Origin of the sequence: Staphylococcus sp. GDY8P72P (assembly GCF_016890655.1) — a bacterium.
Lineage (GTDB): Bacteria > Bacillota > Bacilli > Staphylococcales > Staphylococcaceae > Staphylococcus > Staphylococcus arlettae.
The window spans coordinates 92,635-113,666 of the sequence record NZ_JAFEQJ010000006.1; the positions used below are offsets into that span (position 1 = coordinate 92,635).

Sequence of the window (21,032 nt, forward strand, 5' to 3'; positions counted from 1 at the left end):
TATTATATTCGGGAGGCCTTTTCATGTCTGTAGATAAAGTTAAAGTAAAGAAACAAACAATTGACCCATCTCTAACTTTAGAAGATGTTAAAAAACAATTAATCGAAAAAGGTAAAAAAGAAGGGCATTTAAGCCACGAAGAAATTGCAGAAAAACTGCAAAACTTCGAAATGGATCCAGATCATATGGATGATTTTTTCGATCAGCTAAATGACAATGATATTAGTTTAGTAAATGAAAAAGATAGTAATGATACAGATGATAAAATTAATCCTAACGACCTAAGTGCGCCTCCAGGTGTCAAAATAAATGATCCTGTCCGTATGTATTTAAAAGAAATAGGACGTGTTAATTTATTAAGTGCACAAGAAGAAATTGAACTGGCAAAACGTATCGAAGATGGTGACGAAGTTGCTAAATCTAGATTGGCTGAGGCAAACTTACGTCTAGTAGTCAGCATCGCTAAACGTTATGTCGGTCGTGGAATGTTATTCTTAGATTTAATTCAAGAAGGAAATATGGGACTGATTAAAGCAGTTGAAAAATTCGACTTTAATAAAGGGTTTAAATTTTCAACTTATGCGACTTGGTGGATTAGACAGGCAATAACTCGTGCTATAGCCGACCAAGCACGTACAATTCGTATTCCAGTGCATATGGTAGAAACAATTAATAAATTAATTCGTGTTCAACGTCAATTATTACAAGATTTGGGAAGAGATCCAGCACCTGAAGAAATTGGTGAAGAAATGGATCTACCACCAGAAAAGGTACGAGAAATTTTAAAAATTGCTCAAGAACCTGTATCATTAGAAACCCCAATTGGTGAAGAAGATGACAGCCATTTAGGTGATTTCATCGAAGATCAAGAGGCGCAAAGCCCTTCAGATCACGCTGCTTACGAACTTTTAAAAGAACAATTAGAAGATGTGTTAGATACATTAACAGACCGTGAAGAAAATGTTTTACGTTTAAGATTTGGTTTAGATGATGGTAGAACACGTACATTAGAAGAAGTTGGTAAAGTGTTTGGCGTTACAAGAGAAAGAATTCGTCAAATTGAAGCAAAAGCATTAAGAAAATTAAGACATCCAAGCAGAAGTAAACGTCTTAAAGATTTTATGGACTAATTTATGGCTCTTTTGTACTTTCTATGTGCAAAAGAGCTTTTTATTTAATACAAGGGAGTTAACTCATGATTCAAATTAATCAACGCTTAAAAAAAGTTAGTGAATATATAAAAGGTGATTATCTGGCTGATATTGGTTCGGATCACGCTTATTTACCTATTTATGCAATTGAAAATAATTTAACTGCACGAGCTATAGCTGGTGAAGTAATTCGTGGACCCTTTGATGCATCAGTAAAAAATGTGCGCGCACATGGTTTAGAATCAGTAATTTCTGTTGAACTAGGTGATGGTTTAACAGTACTAAAAACGGATAATGCTATAACATCTATTACTATATGTGGCATGGGCGGACCACTTATCACTAAAATATTAAGAGCAGGTCAAGAAAAATTAACTAACAGACCCCGTCTAATTTTACAAAGCAATATACAATCACAGCCTATACGCGTTTTATTACAACAACTAAATTATACAATTGTAGATGAAGTGTTAATGACAGAAAAAGGCCATACGTATGAAATAATTGTGGCCGATTATTCACCAGAAATTAAAAATTTATCACTGTTAGAATTGAAATTTGGCCCTATCTTACTGTCACAAAAATCAGAACTGTTTTATCAAAAATGGGAACGTGAGTTAACAGCATTAGAGCATATATTAACACAACTGAATCAAACTACTCACAGAGAACGAATTACGGAAATCGAAAATGAAATTCAAATGATTAAAGAGGTGCTTTAAATGAATATTAAAACACTACTACACACAATCGAACAACATGTTCCATTTACAACTGCTGAGTCATGGGATAATGTAGGTCTATTAATAGGCGATAAACAAGCTAAAATATCAGGTGTTTTAACTGCGCTTGATTGTACGATTGAAGTTGTAGATGAGGCTATTTCTAAAGGTCTCAACACAATTATTTGTCATCACCCATTAATATTTAAAGGTATAAAATCAGTAGTAGAACAAGATGGATATGGTGCGATTATTAGAAAAATAATTAAACATGATATCAACCTAATAGCATTACATACAAATCTAGACGTCTACTCAGATGGCGTGAATAAAATGCTTGCCGATAAAATGAATTTAACCAATCTAAAACCTTTAAATTCAGCAGACCACTATTATTACAAAGTTCAAGTATATGTACCTCAAAATAATGTTGAATCGTTAAAACAAAATCTTAGTGAGCACGGCCTAGCTGAAGAGGGTAATTATGAATATTGCTTTTTTGAATCAGCTGGTACTGGTAATTTTAAACCAGTTGATGGTGCTAATCCTCATCAAGGTAAATTACATTCAATTGAGCAAGTTGCAGAAGTTAAGCTGGAATTTATGATAAATAGTTCTCAAAAGGTATTGGCACAACAATTAATTGAACAATATCATCCATACGAAACACCTGTGTACGACTTTGTTGAAATGACTAAAGTTGCTAACTATGGCTTAGGGGTTATCGGTGAGTTACCAGCAACACAAAATGTCTCAGCTTTTACTGCATCAATTAAAGAAAATTTAAATATGCCAAGTGTACGTTATATTGGTGATTTAAATGCACATATTAAAAAAGTAGCTATCATTGGTGGTGCAGGGATTGGTTATGAATATCAAGCACAAGCATTGGGTGCGGATATTTTTATAACTGGCGATATTAAACATCACGAAGCATTAGATGCGAAAATAAATCAGATGAATTTATTAGATATTAATCATTATAGCGAGTATGTGATGAAAGAAGGACTTATCAACTTACTGAATAACTGGTTACCCGTTGAAAACATCGATTTTACAATGGTGGCATCAGAACTAAATACTGATCCATATAACTATTTATAAAAATACGCATAAATATATTCAAATTCATGTGTTCTTCCTTTATAATAAGTAAGATGAAATTTAAGGAGGCCAAAATATGGCTAATCACCCATTTGAGAATTTTAAATTGGATGCCGAATTAATTGAGGCGGTAAAAGATTTAAAATTTGATAAACCAACAGAAATACAAAGTAGAGTAATTCCTAAAATATTAAAACAAGCTAATATCATAGGTCAGTCACAAACAGGAACAGGTAAATCACATGCTTTTTTACTTCCATTAATTCAAAATATTGATATTTCAATTCACGAACCACAGGCTGTTGTAGTAGCGCCTACGCGTGAATTAGCACAACAACTATTTGACGCAGCACAACACTTAACACAATTCAAAACAGATGTTTCAGTCAAACTATTTATTGGTGGTACTGATTTCGAGAAAGACAGACAACGTGCCAAAAATCAACCACAATTGATCATTGGCACACCTACACGTGTAAATGATTTAGCTAAACATGGTGATTTACATGTACATTTAGCATCATATCTCGTTATTGATGAAGCGGATTTAATGATAGATTTAGGCTTAATTGAAGATGTCGATTTAATTGCTACTCGTTTAGATGAGTCTGCAAATATCGCTGTATTTAGTGCAACTATTCCTAAATCTTTACATCCATTCTTAAATAAATATTTAGAGCAACCAGAGTTTATTGAAATTGAACACACTACTCAAAACAAAAAGAATATCGATTTTTACTTAATACCGACTAAGGGTGACGCAAAAATTGATAAAACTCTGAAATTGATGGATGTTATTAATCCTTATTTATGTATTATCTTTTGTAATAGTAGAGATAGTGCTAACGAATTAGGGCAACAATTAAATGAAGCAGGTATCAAACTTGGCATGATCCATGGTGGACTTACACCTAGAGAGCGTAAACAACAAATGAAACGCATTAGAAACTTAGAGTTCCAATATGTTATTGCAAGTGATTTAGCTTCGCGTGGCATTGATATCGACGGTGTTAGTCATGTTATTAATTTTGATGTGCCTAATGATATTGATTTCTTTACACATCGTGTAGGACGAACTGGCCGTGGACAATACCATGGTATAGCTATAACGCTTTATAGTCCCGATGAAGAAGCAAATATTGGGTTAATAGAAGAACGGGGTTACGTCTTTAAAGATGTTGATATTAAAAATGGTGAGCTACAAGCTATAAAAGCACATAACAAACGACAATCTCGTAAAAATAAAGATGACCATTTAACTAATCAAATTAAAAATAAAGTTAAACGTAACAACAAAAAAACAGTTAAGCCAGGATATAAGAAAAAATTCAAACGTGAATTAGAAGAATTAAAGCGTAAAGAACGTAAACAATACAGTAAACGACAAAATAGACAAGCTAGAAAAAATAAAAAAGGATAGGTGAGTTTTATGTTATTAGGATCTCATGTATCAATGAGTGGTAAAAAAATGCTTGAAGGATCTGCCGAAGAAGCATATAAATTCGGAGAATCAACTTTTATGATTTATACTGGTGCACCTCAAAATACTCGTCGTAAAGCTATTGAAGATTTAAATATTGAACGTGGCCAAGCGTTTATGGCTGAACACGGTTTATCGAATATTGTAGTACATGCACCTTATATAATTAATATTGCTAATACCGAAAAACCTCACGTCTTTAATCTTGGCGTTGAATTTTTACAAAGTGAAATAGAACGTACTCAAGCAATTGGAGCACGTGACATAGTTCTACATCCGGGTTCACATGTCGGTGCAGGTGAAGAAAAAGGTACTAAAAAGATTATCGAAGGTTTAAATGAAGTACTAACAAACGATAATAATGTACGTATCGCTTTAGAAACAATGGCTGGGAAAGGTTCAGAAATAGGTAGATCATTTGAACAAATCGCTGAAATTATTAACGGTGTAGAGCATAATGAACGCTTATCTGTATGTTTTGATACATGCCACACACATGATGCAGGGTACAATGTAAAAGAAGATTTCGATGGCGTATTAAACGAATTTGATAAAATCGTAGGCGTTGATCGAATTAAAGTAGTGCACGTAAATGATAGTAAAAATCCTATTGGCGCCCATAAAGACCGCCACGAGAATATTGGATTTGGTCATATTGGATTTGAGGCTTTAAATTATATTGTACATCATGATACTTTCAAAGATATACCGAAAATTTTAGAAACACCTTATGTGGGTGAAGATAAAAAGAACAAAAAACCACCATATAAATTTGAAATTGAAATGTTGAAAAACCAACGTTTTGAAGCAGATTTAAAAGAACAAATTTTAAATCAGTAATTATCTATAGATTAAGTTGAGACGATATATATTGTTAATTGACTGTGATTATTAAAACAGCCAATAGTAACTCCTATATCGTACTTAACTTAATCTTTTTATCTTTAAGTCGTAAACATTACTATTTACATATATACAAGTAAGCTGTATAGTATTACTCGAGGTGAAAAAATGGCTACACCAGTTTTTGAATTAAAAAATTTAGATTATTATTTTGATAATAAAAAAGTATTGGATAACATTAATATTAAAATCAATCCGGGTGAGTTTTTGGCCATTGTTGGTCCAAATGGCGCAGGGAAATCAACATTATTAAAAGTTATTTTGGGGTTATTACCAATACAAAAAGGAAAAATCTTTGTTGATGGCAAAGATTATAAAGGTAAACAATCGCTGTTAAAAATTAGTTACGTCTCTCAAAAAGCACTATCATTTAAAGCAGGATTTCCAGCAAGCGTCAAAGAGGTTGTTCTTAGTGGCTTAACTAAACGTAAAAGGCTAGGTCAATGGTTTAATAAACGTGATGACGAAAAAGTTAGAGCTGTGTTAACACGACTAAATATTAGTCATTTAATTGATAAAAATATCGCCGAATTGTCTGGTGGACAACAACAACGGATTTTAATTGCGCGTGCATTAATTAGCAACCCAAGTGTGTTAATTCTAGATGAGCCTACTAATGGAATTGATGCAAAACACGTTAACGAATTTTACGACACATTAGATAAATTGAAAGCTGAAGGTGTTACTATTATTTTGGTGACACATGATATTGGAGTAGTAGCAGATACTGCAACAGAAGTTGCTTGTTTAAATAAGCACATCCATTTTCACGGCACTACTGAAGATTTTAAATCACTAGATGAAGTTCAAATTTCTAAAATTTACGGACATCCAATTCAATTTGTCGATCATCAACATAATAGGGAGTGCTGTACAAATGATTGATGCACTATTGAATTTTGATTTTATGCGTTATTCACTTTTAAGCGGTATTTTAATAGGTTTTATCGCACCATTAATAGGTGCTTTTATCGTTGTTAGACGCTTATCACTTATTGCTGATGCACTAAGCCATGTTACACTTGGCGGAATTTCTTTTGGCATGTATGTTATTACTTTATTACCTGCCTTGACTTTTATTAATCCGATGTGGTTTGGTATATTATTTGCTGTTATCGGTGCTTTGTTAATTGAGAAATTACGAACGTCATATAGTAATTATCAAGAAATTGCAATTCCCATCATTATGAGTACAGGGATTGCGTTAAGTGCTATTTTCATATCACTCGCAGAAGGCTTTAATCAAGAAATAGTAGGCTTACTTTTTGGTTCAATTAGTGCCGTGACAATCAGTGATTTAATTACAATATTAATTGTTGTTGTAATTGTATTGTTTTTCATTTTAACCTTTTACAAGGAACTTTTTGTCTTATCATTTGATGAAGAATATAATAAAGTAATCGGAATACCAAAATGGATTCAATTTGTTTTTATTGTCATCGTCGCTATGGTTATTTCTGCATCTATGCGTGTGGTAGGAATACTCTTAGTCAGTGCATTAATTACATTACCCGTTGCAATTACTATGCGCTTAACGAAAGGGTTTAAGCAACTTATTATTTGGAGTATTATTATTGGTGAAATTTCAGTTATAGGCGGATTGATATTAGCATTTTACATCAATATATCACCTGGAGGCGTCATCGTTGTTTTATTAGTTTTATTATTAATGCTTACTATGTTATATCAAAAATTAAGTACATATAAGCACAAAGGAGCTGATACGGATGAAAACTGAAGAAGCGATTAAGATTATTAAACAACATGGTCATAAATATACCGATAAACGTCGAGATATGTTAAATATCTTTGTCGATGAAGATAAATATATTAATGCAAAACATATACAACGAGGCATGGATCAACACTATCCAGGTATTTCTTTCGATACTATTTATAGAAACTTACATTTATTTAAGGAACTTAATATTATTGAAAGCACTGAATTAGATGGTGAAATGAAATTTAGAATTGCATGTGCTGAACACCATCATCATCATTTTATATGTGAACAATGTGGTGACACAAAGGTCATAGAGTTTTGTCCAATGGAAGAGATTAAATCGAAATTACCAGGCGTCGAGATTAAACAACATAAATTGGAAGTTTACGGCATTTGTGAACAATGTCAATTAGCATAATAATTTAAAAATATGATTGATAATAAGGCTAATTCAAATTTTGAATTAGCCTTATTATTTTGTTACCACGTGTGCAAAACATTACCAAAAGTGTCTTTTTATTAAAAATGTAAACGTAAAACATAGGTCAATAGTACGAATTACTTTTTATTTTATAATTTCTAACATTTATATGTTTAAATATTGCGAATTTGAGATATACTAATAAAGTAGCAAAGATGACAACTAATCTTTCAAAACAGTTATGCGCTAAGCATTTTGATTGTTGTAAGTAAGTTTAATTGTTATGCTTTATATATGATTAATTAGGAGGATGATTATTTATGGCTTTTGAATTACCAAATTTACCTTACGAGTTCGATGCATTAGAACCACACATCGATAAAGAAACAATGGAAATTCATCATGACAAGCACCACAACACATATGTTACAAAATTAAATGCAGCAGTAGAAGGTACTGATTTAGAATCTAAATCAGTTGAAGAAATCGTCGCTAACTTAGATAGCGTACCTGAAGATATTCAAACAGCTGTGCGTAACAATGGTGGAGGACATATCAACCATTCATTGTTCTGGGAATTATTAACTCCTAACTCTGAAGAAAAAGGTACTGTAGTTGATAAAATTAAAGAACAATGGGGTTCTTTAGATGCATTTAAAGAAGAATTTGCAAATAAAGCTGCAGCACGTTTTGGTTCAGGTTGGGCATGGTTAGTAGTAAATAACGGTAACTTAGAAATCGTTACTACACCTAACCAAGACAACCCATTAACTGAAGGTAAAACACCTATTTTAGGTTTAGATGTTTGGGAACATGCATACTACTTAAAATATCAAAATAAACGTCCAGATTACATCAGTGCTTTCTGGAATGTTGTTAACTGGGAAAAAGTTGACGAACTATATAATGCAGCTAAATAAAAAGCTCATTTTATGACGACCTTTAAATGAGGTCGTCATTTTTTTGACTAAAATAATAGAAAAAATTCAACATTTCATATATCATTTATAGTGAGAACTTTTGAATAGAGGTAGGTTGATTTGTTAAAAAGATTAAAAGAAAAGTCAAATATTGAAAAAACAAGAGCTACAATGAACAAGAGAATTAGTTTTATTTTTGGCATTATTGTGTTCATTTTTGCAATTATAGTATTGCGCCTCGGTTATCTACAAATTGCCCAAGGTTCTCATTATAAACAGTTGATAAAAAATAGTGAAAATATTACTGTAAATGAATCTGTACCTAGAGGCAGAATACTAGATCGAAATGGAAAAGTAATTGTAGATAATGCATCAAAAATGTCTATTACATACACACGTGGTAAAAAAACGTCACAGTCTGAAATATTAGACACAGCAACAAAACTTTCAAAACTCATTAAAATGGATACGGATAGTATTACTGATAGAGATAAACAAGATTTTTGGGTGCAAAAGCATCCACAAAAATCTAAAGACATGATGCAACATGAAGAAAGTTTATTAAATGACGGTAGCATTACGCAAGAACAATATGACGAAACATTACGTAACAAAATCACTAAAAAACAATTGGATTCTCTTAGTGATGATGATTTACAAGTGTTAGCAATTTATAGAGAAATGATGGCTGGCTCAACTCTAGATCCACAAACTATTAAAAATGAAGATGTCAGTGAGGAAGAGTACGCAGCCGTATCACAAAAACTTTCAGATTTACCTGGTGTAAATACTGCAATGGACTGGGATCGAAAATATCCTTATGGCGATACATTGCGTGGTATTTTAGGTGACGTATCGACATCTAAAGAAGGTATACCTAAAGAATTAACAGATAAATACTTATCTAAAGGTTATTCACGAAATGATCGTGTCGGCAAATCTTACTTAGAATATCAATATGAAGATGTATTACGTGGTAAAAAGAAAGAAATGAAATATACTACGGATAAATCAGGAGAGATAATTGATTCTAAAGTAGTCAACCCTGGTTCACGTGGAGATGACTTAGTACTTTCTATTGATGTAGACTTGCAAAAGAAAACTGAAGAATATCTAGAAGAGCAAATTAAAAAATTGCGTAGTGAAGGTGCTAAGGATATGGACAATGCTTTGATGGTTGTTCAAAATCCTAATAATGGAGACGTCTTAGCAATGGTAGGTAAACAAATTGATAAAGATGGTAGTCTCACTGATTTTGATATCGGAACATTTACAGCACAATATACTGTAGGTTCGTCAGTTAAAGGTGGTACACTCTTAGCTGGTTATCAAAACGATGCTATTAATGTTGGAGAAGAAATGATTGATGAACCGCTCGAATTTTCAGGTGGATTGAAAAAACATTCTTACTTTAACCAAGATGGAAAAGTAAGAATTGATGATAAAGAAGCATTAATGCATTCTTCCAACGTTTACATGTTTAAAACTGCTTTAAAAATTGCTGGGTCACCATATACACCAAATATGAACTTACCTTCAGATATTTCCATTGCTGGTCAAAAACTACGTAAAGGTCTTAATCAAGTTGGTCTCGGTGTGAAGACAGGTATAGATTTACCAAATGAAACAAGTGGTCAAATTGAGCCATTAAATAATAATCCTGGTAACTACCTTGATTTAGCTATTGGTCAATATGATACTTATACTCCTTTACAGTTGTCTCAATATGTTTCAACGATTGCTAATAATGGTTATCGTATTCAACCACATATCGGTCTTCAAATTCATGATGCAACTAATAAAGATTCATTAGGTCCTGTCAAACACAAAGTTAAAGGCAACGTGTTAAATAGAGTAAACAACACGCAAGATCAAATTGACCAAGTTCAAGAAGGTTTTGATATGGCGTTTAACGAAGAAGAAGGAACTGGTTATGAAAGCTTTAATGATACTACCGTTCCAAGTGCTGGTAAAACTGGTACTGCCGAAGTATTCCAAGATGGTAAACCTAAAGTTAACTCAACTTATATTGGTTATGCACCAATAAAAGATCCACAATTAGCATTTTCAATAGTTTATACGAATCAACCTGTTCCTGAACCATGGTTAAATGGTGGAGATGTTGGTAGAGATGTTATAGATTATTATTTTAAAAATAAAAAATAATGGCATTTAGCTATTAAAAGTAACATAATTTAATTACAAAACGTTGATGTATGGCATTTGGTATAAAATAATACTTTTCAATTTTCATGCAAAGTGGTATGATTAATTAGTCGAATTTTGAAAAGGTAAGGAGGAATTAGCATGCGCGTAAACGTAACTTTAGCTTGCACAGAATGTGGTGAAAGAAACTACATTTCAACAAAAAATAAACGTACTAATCCTGAACGTATAGAAATGAAAAAACACTGTGCTAGAGACAATAAACATACATTGCACCGTGAAACAAAATAATAATGTCTGAAGATAACCAGGTTCTTGATGAACCTGGTTATTTTTATGTCAGTGAGTGATTAATGACATGATAATGGAATAACGTTATAATAAGGACAGTATAAATAAAAATGAAGGTGAACATGTGGATAAAAAAACATTGCGCACAAATATGATTAAACAAATGAAATCATTTGTTGGTGAAGCTAAACGCACAGCTGATTTACATCTTGCTACTCAATTATATCAATCAATAACATATCAATCTGCACAACGTATTGGGATTGTTTTAGCAATGAGTCACGAAGTAGATACATATCAAATTATTAAACATATGCTTAATGACGGCAAAGAGGTATTTGTACCTCATACTGATTATGAGAATCGTGTTATGACATTTAAAGAAATTAACGATTTATCTCAAATTGGTAAGGATGACAAGGGGATTAACTATATTACTGCAGACACAACGATAACAAATGAGCTAGACTTAGTTATTGTACCTGGAGTAGTTTTTAATGACCAAGGATACCGTATAGGCTATGGTGGAGGCTATTTTGATAAATTTTTAAGCCAACACGAACAACAAACACTGAGTTTAATTTATGATTTCCAATTAAACGATTTCGAACCAGAGTCTCATGATCAACCAGTAGAAACATATATTGTAGCAACAACTAAATGACGGAGGCAAAAATGATTACAAAAAAGCATTTTTGGAAATGTGTTTATTTATGGATTAGATATTATAATTATCAACTTAAACACTATAACCAAGATACAGAAGAAGTTTGGTTAGCGCATAAACAACGACAAACAATAAAAATATTTAGAAACGACGTGCAATCAGCACAAGAAATTCGATTAACAAAAGAGAGAATTCAAGAACACAGAGAAGATATCGCAAACTTTGTTGATTTTGAACCTCAAAACATAGACATTTACTGTTTTACAAATAACCAATTTGTTGAAGAACATTTAAATGAACATCAACCTATAAAACTAACAATTAAAGTATTACATAATGATGTAAGTATTGAACGCACTATGCCTAATTACATTATGAAACGATTGTATCAAAACAATAATGCGAAACACACAACTACTACATACAAACAAAAATCATTAAATCAAAGTCCTATTGAAAAACACATGATAAAATTTTCACCAGTCACTTATACATTGATAGGTATTAACGTCATTATATGGCTATTAATGATTTTATTTTTCAATCGTTTTTCAGAATTAAAACTATTAGATGTAGGTGGATTAGTACACTTTAATGTAGTACATGGAGAATGGTATCGATTAATTTCTTCCATATTTTTACATTATAATTTTGAACATATCTTAATGAATATGCTAAGTCTCTTTATTTTTGGCAAAATAGTGGAATCTATCGTCGGTCATTGGAGAATGTTAGTAATATTCTTATTCTCAGGGTTATTTGCGAATTTTGCTTCATTATCATTTAATATTGATACTATTTCAGTAGGAGCAAGTGGTGCAATTTTCGGTCTTATCGGTTCATTATTTGGATTTATGTATATAAGTAAGATTTTTGAACGCAAATTAGTCGGTCAATTGCTTATCGCATTAGTAATCTTGATTGGTATTTCGTTATTTATGGATAACATCAATGTTTGGGCTCATATCGGTGGTTTTATTGGTGGTTTGTTCATTACACTTTTAGCATATTATTTTACCGCAAATCGTAATGTTTTTTGGATTTTACTGGTGCTAATTTTAATATTATTTATCGTATCACAAATAAGAATCTATACAATTAAAGAAGATAATATTTATAACACTATTATTGCTAAACAGATGAAGGAAGATAAATATAAAGAGGCTAAGCAAATGGTTGCTGAAACAATCGACAAAAATTATGCCGATGATGAAACATACTATTTAAAGGGATTGATTACGACTACTGTTGATTCTAGAGCTGAAGCTATTTCCGATTGGGAACGTGGACTGAAAACATTTCCTGATTCTGGATTGTTAAACTACGAGTTAGCTGTCGCTAACCGTGCATTAGACGATAAAGATGAAGCATTGAAATATATCAATGCAGCATTAAAATTAAATCCTGGTAATGAAAATTATCAAAATTTAAAAAAAGAATTGGAAGACTAATATGCAAGAACAAATTAACGACTTTTATGATGTCTTACAGTTATTAAAAAAATATGGTTTCATTGTTTATTTTAAAGATAACAATGATACGCTAGAAATGATTGAGCAAGAAATTAATTCTTTATATCATTATAATTTATTATCAAAACATAATTATCTAAAATGTAAAATGATAATTAGTCAACGCAGGGAATAATAAACGAAATTGTCTATATAAACCTAGAATAGTCATGACTATTCTAGGTTTTATTTTGTATTATATGAATCAGTAAAATAAAGTTGAGAGGTAAGAAATAGTTATATTTACTTCTTTGTGCATTGAAGAAGTTAGTTCAAAAAATAAAAATTGTATTTTTTAATATTTGTTGCAAAAGAAAACCATAATAAGAGTAAACAAATTGACAAAGTTAACTATAAATTTGATAATTAATGCAAGCTATATAACAGATGAGCACTTGCTATGTATTATGATATAATTTAAGTAACTGAATAAATGAATTCGCGTGTATATATTCATGGTGAACATTTTGTTTAACGACAGCTTTTCTTGTTTTAACGTTTGCTTACAGCTGATAGTGAGTAAATTAGGATTTCAACATAATTCTTAAACACATTGTTTATAACACGCCATCAAACAAACTAGAAAAGGATGAGTAGGTAAATGAGTAAAATTATTTTAGCAGCCGATGTCGGTGGCACAACATGCAAACTTGGAATATTTGATGAACAATTAGAAAGAATAACTAAATGGTCTATAGATACAGATACATCAGATTCAAGTGGATATAACCTATTGAAAAATATTTACGATTCTTTTGTAGCTCAAGTAGCTAATTTAAATTATAACTTTGATGATGTTTTAGGTGTTGGTATTGGGGTGCCAGGACCTGTAGAATTTGAAACGGGAACAGTTAATGGGGCTGTCAATCTGTATTGGCAAGGTAATGTCAACGTGAGAGACATCTTCCAACAGTTTGTGGACTGCCCAGTTTATGTTGATAATGATGCGAATGTAGCTGCTTTAGGTGAAAAACATAAAGGCGCAGGCGAAGGTGCTGAAGATGTTGTAGCAATTACACTTGGTACTGGTCTTGGTGGTGGCATTATTTCAAACGGTGAAATTGTACATGGTCACAATGGATCTGGTGCAGAAATTGGACACTTTAGAGTAGACCATGATCAACGTTTCAATTGTAACTGTGGTAAATCTGGATGTATAGAAACAGTTGCATCAGCGACGGGCGTAGTTAATTTAGTTAATTTTTATTATCCAAAATTAACATTTAAATCATCTATACTAGAATTAATTAAAAATAATAAAGTAACTGCAAAAGCTGTATTTGATGCTGCGAAAGCTGGAGACCAATTTTGCATATTTATAACGGAACGTGTAGCTAATTACATCGCTTATTTATGTAGCATAATTAGTGTGACAAGTAATCCGAAGTATATTGTTTTAGGTGGCGGTATGTCTACGGCAGGTTTAATATTAATTGAAAATATTAAAACAGAATATCATAACTTAACATTTACACCAGCTCAGCACAATACTGAAATCGTTCAAGCGCAACTTGGAAATGATGCAGGAATTACTGGCGCTGCTGGTTTAATTTATACGTATGTACTTGAAAAGGACGGTGTCAAATAATGGCAATTGTGGATGTAGTAGTAATTCCTGTTGGAACTGAAGGTCCAAGTGTCAGTAAATATATTGCAGAAATTCAAACCAAATTAAAAGAATACAAAAAAGCTGGTAAAATAGACTATCAATTAACACCTATGAATACTTTAATCGAAGGAGATTTAAAAGATTTATTGGAAGTTGTACAAGTAATCCATGAATTACCTTTTAATAAAGGATTAGATAGAGTCTGTACGAATATACGTATTGATGATCGCCGTGATAAATCTAGAAAAATGGATGAAAAATTAGATTCAGTGCAACAACATTTAGATAAAAGTGGTGACCCAAATGAGAATATCTAATTTAACTTTAGGTCCTGTAGATACCAATACTTATTTTATCGAAAATGATAAAAACATAATTATTGTAGATCCTGCAGCTGAAAGTGGTCAAATTATTCAAAAAGTTAATCAAATTAATAAAACAGTAAAAGCAGTGGTGTTAACACATGCTCATTTTGATCATATAGGTGCTTTGAATGATATTGTTACAAAGTATAATGTACCTGTTTATATGCATTCTAAAGAATTTGATTTTCTTACGAACACTCAAAAAAATGGCTCTGAAAAATTCAAACAATTTGGTTTACCTGCCATTACAAGTGATGTAAAGCCTGAACCATTAAGTGAAGGAAAAGCACAAATTGCAGATTTCACTTTCGATGTATTGCATACACCAGGACATTCACCGGGCAGTTTAACTTTTGTTTTTCCTGACTTTGCTGTAGTTGGTGACACTTTATTTAAACAAGGTATTGGTAGAACAGACTTATACCAAGGTGATTATGAGACTTTAGTGGACTCAATCAAAGATAAATTATTTGAATTAGATGGTGATTTACCATTATTCCCTGGACATGGACCACATACTACAGTTGATGATGAACAATTAAATCCATATTTATAAATAGCAAGTAAAATTATCACCTTCTACGTGTATATATGTAGGAGGTGATTTTTTGAAATTGTTATTTGAAGATATTATGACCAAGGCCATAAAACAGAAAACGTCTGATATTCATTTTATACCAGTCGAAAATGAAGTAGTTATTAAATTGCGGGTGAATGAAAGTTTAATAGATTTTCAAAAAATGACTAAGCATACCTATGCTAAACTTTTAACTTATATGAAATATCAAGCATGCCTAGATGTTTCTACACACCACATTGCACAAAGTGGCCGTTATATTTATAACTATAAGCAGTTATATTACTTACGTATTTCCACGTTGCCGTTATCATTAGGAATTGAAAGCTGTGTTATTAGAATAATTCCACAATACTTCTACCAATCAACTGAAGAAATGCAATTGGATTATTTATATCATTTAATGACGAAAAAACAAGGCTTGGTGTTATTCACAGGTCCAACAGGCTCGGGGAAAAGTACATCAATGTATCAAATGAGTTTGTATGCAAAAGAACAATTAAATTTAAATGTGATTACTATTGAAGACCCAGTTGAAAGAATTATAGATGGTATTACGCAAATTTCGGTAAACACTAAAGCTGGCATTGACTATCACAATTCTTTTAAAGCTATTTTAAGATGCGATCCAGACGTAATCTTAATTGGTGAAATAAGAAATGCTGAAATAGCTAAACAAGTCATACACGCGAGTTTAAGTGGACATCTTGTTTTGACAACATTACATGCCAATAGTTGTGAAGGGGCATTACTTCGTTTATTAGAAATGGGGCTCACAAATCAGGAATTAGTACAAACTATTATTAATATTACTAACCAACGACTCATTACTTCTAATGACAAGCATCGATATTTAGTAGCAGAAAGCTTATCACATGAAGATATACATTACTTCTTTAACAATAATTATAGACTACCAGAAGATTTCCAAACTTTGCCGAATATATTACAACGATTATCGCAAAAGGGGGTTATTTGTGAAAAAGTGGTACAAAAATACATTTAACCAAAAAAAGCTCAGTGATAAGGATAAAATTAGTCTTATTGGTCGTTTACATGATTTACTTACACATGGTTTTACAATTTCTGAGGCATTTCACTTTATAATAAAACAATACAACATTCCAGAACAGTATAAAGCTGAGTTACTGGCATATATAGCTGAAGGTGCAACGTGTAATCAACTGTTATCACAGCTAAAGTATCCAAAACCCACGATAATGTTAGTATTATTTGCTGAAAAATTTAGCGATTTAAACGAATGTTTACCACATATTCAAGACTATTTAAAAAGAAACTATGAAGTAAAGCTATACTTGTTAAAAGCTTTACAATACCCCGTTATTTTATGTAGTATATTCTTCTTGATGCTCACCATTTTAAATCATACAGTTATTCCAGAGTTTGAAACGTTATTTGCAACAATGGATGTGACTCGTTCTCCATTTCAACACTTATTGACATACTCGATTATGGTCTTACCGAAATTTATTAGTATATTTTTTATTAGTATATTCCTCATTTTAATTATTATGCGTAAAATTATTCAACGTTTACCCATTAATAAACAAATTAGATTACTTTCTAAGCTTCCAATTTTCCACCATTATTACCGTTTATATAAAACATATCAATTTGCTTCTGAATTCGCGTTATTTTACAAACACGGTGTTACCTTGCATCACATCGTAAACTTATATCAGCAACAGGAAGATTTATACCTCAATTATTTAGCTTCTGTAATTGCAATTCATACCACTAAAGGAGATACATTAGACCAAATATTATCACGTGTACCTTGTATTGAAACAGAATTAATTACATTTATACAACAAGGTGAACGCAGTGGTAAATTAGGTATTGAGCTACAACTTTATAGCACAATCATTATTGATAAAATTCAAAATAGATTTCAACAGCAAATTCGTTTTATACAACCCACAATCTTTCTAATACTAGCGATATTAATTGTCGCACTTTACGCAGTAATTATGCTACCGATGTTTGATTTAATGCAAACTTTAAAATAATAACTTATTAAAAGGAGTAAATATGAAAAAAATGTATAAAAGAACTGTTACAAAAGCTTTTACATTAATAGAAATGTTACTCGTACTATTAATCATTAGTTTATTACTCATACTAATAATCCCTAATATTGCAAAACAATCAAAGCATATACAAAATACAGGTTGTAAAGCACAATTAAAAATGGTCGATAGCCAAATAGAAGCATACACATTAAAAAATAATCAAGCACCAGCAACAATAGATGACCTTGTTCGAGAGGGGTATATTAAAGAGAATCAAAAACAATGTAAATCCGGTGCAAATATTACAATTACTAATGGTGAAGCTGTTGCTAGCTAGGCACGCATTTACTTATATTGAAATGTTATTTGTTTTATCAATTATTGCGATTATATTGTATATGCAAATGAAATTTCTACATGACACACACAGCGTTTATACACGTGACAATCAAATTCAGCAGTTGATTCTAAAATTTTACTATTTTAAATCTAAAGCAATTAAAGAAAACCAATCTATAACAATGTTTTTCAAACCATATAATCAAGAAATATCTATGATGGATATGCAAAATACATCATATCAACCCATACTAATTACTAATGGTTTCATCCATCCTAAAACTAATTTAAAACACCTGACATTTGATAAACATGGTAATACACATCAATTTGGTTCATTATATATTAAATTACAGCAGCAACTTTTCCGAATAATATTTAATATTGAAAAAGGGACTATTAGATATGAAAAAGTTAAAGAGTAATATATTGCTGGATAGTTTATTAACATTTTCACTAATCATGACGCTTTGCCTCGAAATTATTCCATTAACTTATCAATTAGAAACTACACTTCAAAATCAATTGAACAAACTAGAGGCTAAAAGAATTTTACTTTATGATTTAACTTTATCCAAGACTATTGATAAAAAGTCTAAAACAATTGCTCAATATAAAATTACCTATCATTTAAAAAACGTGTGTATTAAGAATCACAGTTTGAAAGAAGATCTTTGCTATGAATATAAGAATAAAAAGCTTTAGTTTTATCGAAATGCTATTTACGATGTTGATTTTAACAATTGCTGCTCATTTACTCCCATTACTTATCAAACAAGCAGTACTATTTAATTCACATTACACCTCCACACAATATATAGAACTAGAATTATTTGCACGTGATATCACTCAATCTATCGTTACTTCACAACATAAATTAACAATTATTCATCCCCAGAAATTTTCAATAGCAACCTCGAAAAATCAAACATATTCTTATAGTTATAAAAATGGAAAAGTTATTAAACAAGTAAATGATAACGGATATATTATTTTATTGAATAATGTATTATCTTTTCGTGTAGCAACAATAGCAACCCATCATTTAGCAATACATTTAAAATTAGTAGAAAAGGGGGAATATTTTGAAAAAACAATCTATTTATAGTATGAAAGGGTTTTTATCCTCTTTTGTTGCCGGGTTTTTTATGCTATATTTATCTTTAATATCTTTCTATTTAATTCATCATAGTTTAAAACTTAAAACTTTAAATAATATAGAAAAATATTATGATTCCCAAATTGAAAAACACATATAAAAGGAAGATTTCATTCATGAATAGTGCTTTAACGCCAATAGTATTAATAGGATTTATGGGTACTGGCAAAACAACATTAGGTCAGTACATGGCAAAAGCTAATAATTACACATATATTGATTTAGATCATTATATTGTAGAACAAGAACAAAGAACCATCCCAGAAATTTTCGAGTCAGATGGTGAATCTGTTTTTAGACAATTAGAAGCATTTTATTTACAACAATGTCTCGAACAGTACGATATTATTGCTACTGGTGGAGGTATTATTGAAGGTGAACAATCGCTCCAATTGTTGAAACAAGTAAAATATGTTTATTGGTTAGATTGTGAATTAGAGGTTTTATATGAACGTGTGAAATCCGACGAAAATCGACCGAACGCGAATAACAAAACATTTCCTGAATTAAAATGGTTGTATTTATCTAGGGTTTCAAGATATAATGAAATCGCATTCAAAAAAGTTAATAGTAATCAAAAACTTTGTGATTTACAGAGTGAAATTATACAAAGTTTGATTAGCGATTGATCAGTGTTGGAGAGAATGACAATGTATAAACGTCATCGCCGAAGGTGCAAGTTTAACGAAACTCTCAGGCAAAAGGATAACACTGTGACGCGTTCCTGAATAATGTGACAGGGTAGCTTATTTAGCTATCCTGTTTTTTTAATAAATATTTAATTGGGGGTATCTTGATGTCTAGTAATCTTAAACAAACGCCATTGTACCAAACATTTGTGGACAGTGGAGCTAAAATTGTAGAATTTGGTGGTTGGGCAATGCCTGTCCAGTTTTCTAGTATTAAAGAAGAACATAATGCTGTTCGAACTGCGGTAGGATTATTTGATGTTAGTCATATGGGAGAAGTACTAATAGAAGGTCCAGAAGCTGACCAATTGGTTCAATACCTACTTTCAAATGATACCGATCAGCTTACTACAGAAAAAGCACAATATACTGCTTTATGTAATGAGGATGGTGGCATTATTGATGATTTAATAACATACAAATTAGCTGACCAATCTTATTTACTTGTTGTCAATGCAGGTAATACAGATAAAGATTTTGAATGGATGCAACAACATGCACAAGATTTTGATGCTCAAGTAACGAATGTATCAAACCAATATGGTCAATTGGCAGTTCAAGGTCCTGAGGCACGTGGACTTATACAGGAGCATGTAGATATTGACGTATCCGAAATGAAACCATTTGAATTCAAAACAAACGTATCTTGTTTTGGTAAAAATGTAATTCTTTCACAATCAGGTTATACCGGTGAAGATGGTTTTGAAATTTATTGTGAAGCACAAGATACTGTAGAAATATGGGATAACCTTATTGATAACAATGTAGTACCTTGTGGATTAGGTGCTAGAGATACCTTAAGATTGGAAGCTGGTTTACCTTTACATGGTCAAGATTTAACTGAATCAATCACACCATATGAAGCTGGAATTGCTTTTGCGGCTAAGCCATTAATAGAGGCTGATTTTATAGGGAAATCTGTATTAAAAGATCAAAAAGAAAATGGATCTAAACGCAGAGCTGTTGGATTAGAAATGATAGATAAAGGCATTCCAAGAACTGGTTATAAAGTATATGACCTGGATAATAATGAAATTGGTGAAGTAACTTCGGGTACGCAATCTCCATTTTCTGGTAAATCAATCGCTTTAGCATTAATTGAGAGAAGCGAATTTGAATTAGATAAAGAAGTATTGGTTCAGGTTAGAAAGAGACAAGTTAAAGCTAAAATCGTTAAAAAAAATCAAATTTCAAAATAGTAT

Annotated in this window: 25 protein-coding genes and 1 riboswitch; all 25 genes read left to right on the forward strand. The window is 31.4% G+C overall.

Annotation, left to right across the window (positions count from 1 at the left end):
- The first annotated feature begins 23 nt into the window (after window positions 1-23).
- The 25 genes from rpoD (at window position 24) to gcvT (ending at window position 21,029) form a co-directional block, all read left to right on the forward strand.
- Window positions 24-1,130 (forward strand): RNA polymerase sigma factor RpoD, encoded by a 1,107-nt coding sequence (gene rpoD, locus JVU85_RS01630; protein ID WP_002509777.1) that lies wholly within the window; start codon window positions 24-26, stop codon window positions 1,128-1,130.
- 65 nt (window positions 1,131-1,195) lie between these two features.
- A complete protein-coding gene (locus tag JVU85_RS01635) occupies window positions 1,196-1,873 on the forward strand; it encodes a tRNA (adenine(22)-N(1))-methyltransferase (protein WP_002509776.1) in 678 nt (225 codons plus the stop codon).
- On the forward strand, window positions 1,874-2,977 hold the full coding sequence (locus JVU85_RS01640) for a Nif3-like dinuclear metal center hexameric protein (protein WP_002509775.1): 1,104 nt from the start codon (window positions 1,874-1,876) through the stop codon (window positions 2,975-2,977).
- Window positions 2,978-3,053: 76 nt separating this feature from the next.
- A complete protein-coding gene (locus tag JVU85_RS01645; protein ID WP_002509774.1) occupies window positions 3,054-4,397 on the forward strand; it encodes a DEAD/DEAH box helicase in 1,344 nt (447 codons plus the stop codon).
- Window positions 4,398-4,406: 9 nt separating this feature from the next.
- A complete protein-coding gene (locus JVU85_RS01650; protein ID WP_002509773.1) occupies window positions 4,407-5,297 on the forward strand; it encodes a deoxyribonuclease IV in 891 nt (296 codons plus the stop codon).
- A gap of 171 nt (window positions 5,298-5,468) precedes the next feature.
- Complete coding sequence (locus JVU85_RS01655) at window positions 5,469-6,245, forward strand: metal ABC transporter ATP-binding protein (RefSeq protein WP_204172056.1); 777 nt, start codon at window positions 5,469-5,471, stop codon at window positions 6,243-6,245.
- Window positions 6,238-7,098 carry a metal ABC transporter permease gene (locus tag JVU85_RS01660; protein ID WP_204172057.1) on the forward strand — a complete coding sequence of 287 codons (861 nt, stop codon included), beginning with the start codon at window positions 6,238-6,240 and terminating at the stop codon, window positions 7,096-7,098. Before JVU85_RS01655 ends, JVU85_RS01660 begins: the two co-directional genes overlap by 8 nt.
- Window positions 7,088-7,501: a Fur family transcriptional regulator gene (locus tag JVU85_RS01665; RefSeq protein WP_021459924.1), complete on the forward strand. Its 414-nt coding sequence runs from the start codon at window positions 7,088-7,090 to the stop codon at window positions 7,499-7,501. Before JVU85_RS01660 ends, JVU85_RS01665 begins: the two co-directional genes overlap by 11 nt.
- Window positions 7,502-7,824: 323 nt before the next feature.
- On the forward strand, window positions 7,825-8,424 hold the full coding sequence (locus JVU85_RS01670) for a superoxide dismutase (RefSeq protein ID WP_204172058.1): 600 nt from the start codon (window positions 7,825-7,827) through the stop codon (window positions 8,422-8,424).
- Window positions 8,425-8,544: 120 nt separating this feature from the next.
- Entirely contained in the window at window positions 8,545-10,590 is a 2,046-nt protein-coding gene (locus JVU85_RS01675) for a peptidoglycan D,D-transpeptidase FtsI family protein (RefSeq protein WP_021459926.1), read from the forward strand.
- A 141-nt stretch (window positions 10,591-10,731) separates the two neighbouring features.
- Window positions 10,732-10,881, forward strand: a complete 150-nt coding sequence (gene rpmG, locus JVU85_RS01680) for a 50S ribosomal protein L33 (RefSeq protein WP_002509766.1) — start codon at window positions 10,732-10,734, stop codon at window positions 10,879-10,881.
- Between the two features lie 124 nt (window positions 10,882-11,005).
- On the forward strand, window positions 11,006-11,545 hold the full coding sequence (locus JVU85_RS01685; RefSeq protein ID WP_021459927.1) for a 5-formyltetrahydrofolate cyclo-ligase: 540 nt from the start codon (window positions 11,006-11,008) through the stop codon (window positions 11,543-11,545).
- Between the two features lie 11 nt (window positions 11,546-11,556).
- A complete protein-coding gene (locus tag JVU85_RS01690; protein WP_204172059.1) occupies window positions 11,557-12,999 on the forward strand; it encodes a rhomboid family intramembrane serine protease in 1,443 nt (480 codons plus the stop codon).
- A gap of 1 nt (window position 13,000) precedes the next feature.
- Window positions 13,001-13,195, forward strand: coding sequence for a YqgQ family protein (locus JVU85_RS01695; RefSeq protein ID WP_002509763.1), 195 nt, complete (start codon window positions 13,001-13,003; stop codon window positions 13,193-13,195).
- 465 nt (window positions 13,196-13,660) lie between these two features.
- Window positions 13,661-14,647, forward strand: coding sequence for a glucokinase (locus JVU85_RS01700; protein ID WP_002509762.1), 987 nt, complete (start codon window positions 13,661-13,663; stop codon window positions 14,645-14,647).
- Window positions 14,647-14,985 carry an MTH1187 family thiamine-binding protein gene (locus JVU85_RS01705; RefSeq protein ID WP_002509761.1) on the forward strand — a complete coding sequence of 113 codons (339 nt, stop codon included), beginning with the start codon at window positions 14,647-14,649 and terminating at the stop codon, window positions 14,983-14,985. Before JVU85_RS01700 ends, JVU85_RS01705 begins: the two co-directional genes overlap by 1 nt.
- The gene (locus JVU85_RS01710) at window positions 14,972-15,589 is read left to right on the forward strand and encodes an MBL fold metallo-hydrolase (RefSeq protein WP_002509760.1); all 618 of its coding nucleotides are present in this window, start codon (window positions 14,972-14,974) and stop codon (window positions 15,587-15,589) included. Before JVU85_RS01705 ends, JVU85_RS01710 begins: the two co-directional genes overlap by 14 nt.
- 52 nt (window positions 15,590-15,641) lie before the next feature.
- Entirely contained in the window at window positions 15,642-16,616 is a 975-nt protein-coding gene (gene comGA, locus JVU85_RS01715) for a competence type IV pilus ATPase ComGA (protein WP_002509759.1), read from the forward strand.
- Window positions 16,588-17,640: a competence type IV pilus assembly protein ComGB gene (gene comGB, locus JVU85_RS14030; protein ID WP_002509758.1), complete on the forward strand. Its 1,053-nt coding sequence runs from the start codon at window positions 16,588-16,590 to the stop codon at window positions 17,638-17,640. The genes comGA and comGB overlap by 29 nt, the downstream gene beginning before the upstream one ends.
- A 31-nt stretch (window positions 17,641-17,671) precedes the next feature.
- Window positions 17,672-17,980: a competence type IV pilus major pilin ComGC gene (comGC, locus tag JVU85_RS01725; protein WP_103387866.1), complete on the forward strand. Its 309-nt coding sequence runs from the start codon at window positions 17,672-17,674 to the stop codon at window positions 17,978-17,980.
- Window positions 17,970-18,407 (forward strand): competence type IV pilus minor pilin ComGD, encoded by a 438-nt coding sequence (comGD, locus tag JVU85_RS01730; RefSeq protein WP_103387867.1) that lies wholly within the window; start codon window positions 17,970-17,972, stop codon window positions 18,405-18,407. Before comGC ends, comGD begins: the two co-directional genes overlap by 11 nt.
- Complete coding sequence (locus tag JVU85_RS01735; protein ID WP_002509755.1) at window positions 18,388-18,687, forward strand: hypothetical protein; 300 nt, start codon at window positions 18,388-18,390, stop codon at window positions 18,685-18,687. Before comGD ends, JVU85_RS01735 begins: the two co-directional genes overlap by 20 nt.
- Window positions 18,662-19,090, forward strand: coding sequence for a ComGF family competence protein (locus tag JVU85_RS01740; RefSeq protein ID WP_021459930.1), 429 nt, complete (start codon window positions 18,662-18,664; stop codon window positions 19,088-19,090). Before JVU85_RS01735 ends, JVU85_RS01740 begins: the two co-directional genes overlap by 26 nt.
- A gap of 167 nt (window positions 19,091-19,257) precedes the next feature.
- Window positions 19,258-19,770 (forward strand): shikimate kinase, encoded by a 513-nt coding sequence (locus JVU85_RS01745; RefSeq protein ID WP_002509752.1) that lies wholly within the window; start codon window positions 19,258-19,260, stop codon window positions 19,768-19,770.
- A riboswitch (glycine riboswitch) is annotated at window positions 19,767-19,860 on the forward strand. Its footprint overlaps the gene before it by 4 nt.
- Before the next feature lie 77 nt (window positions 19,861-19,937).
- Window positions 19,938-21,029, forward strand: a complete 1,092-nt coding sequence (gcvT, locus tag JVU85_RS01750) for a glycine cleavage system aminomethyltransferase GcvT (RefSeq protein WP_021459931.1) — start codon at window positions 19,938-19,940, stop codon at window positions 21,027-21,029.
- Window positions 21,030-21,032 lie beyond the last annotated feature (3 nt).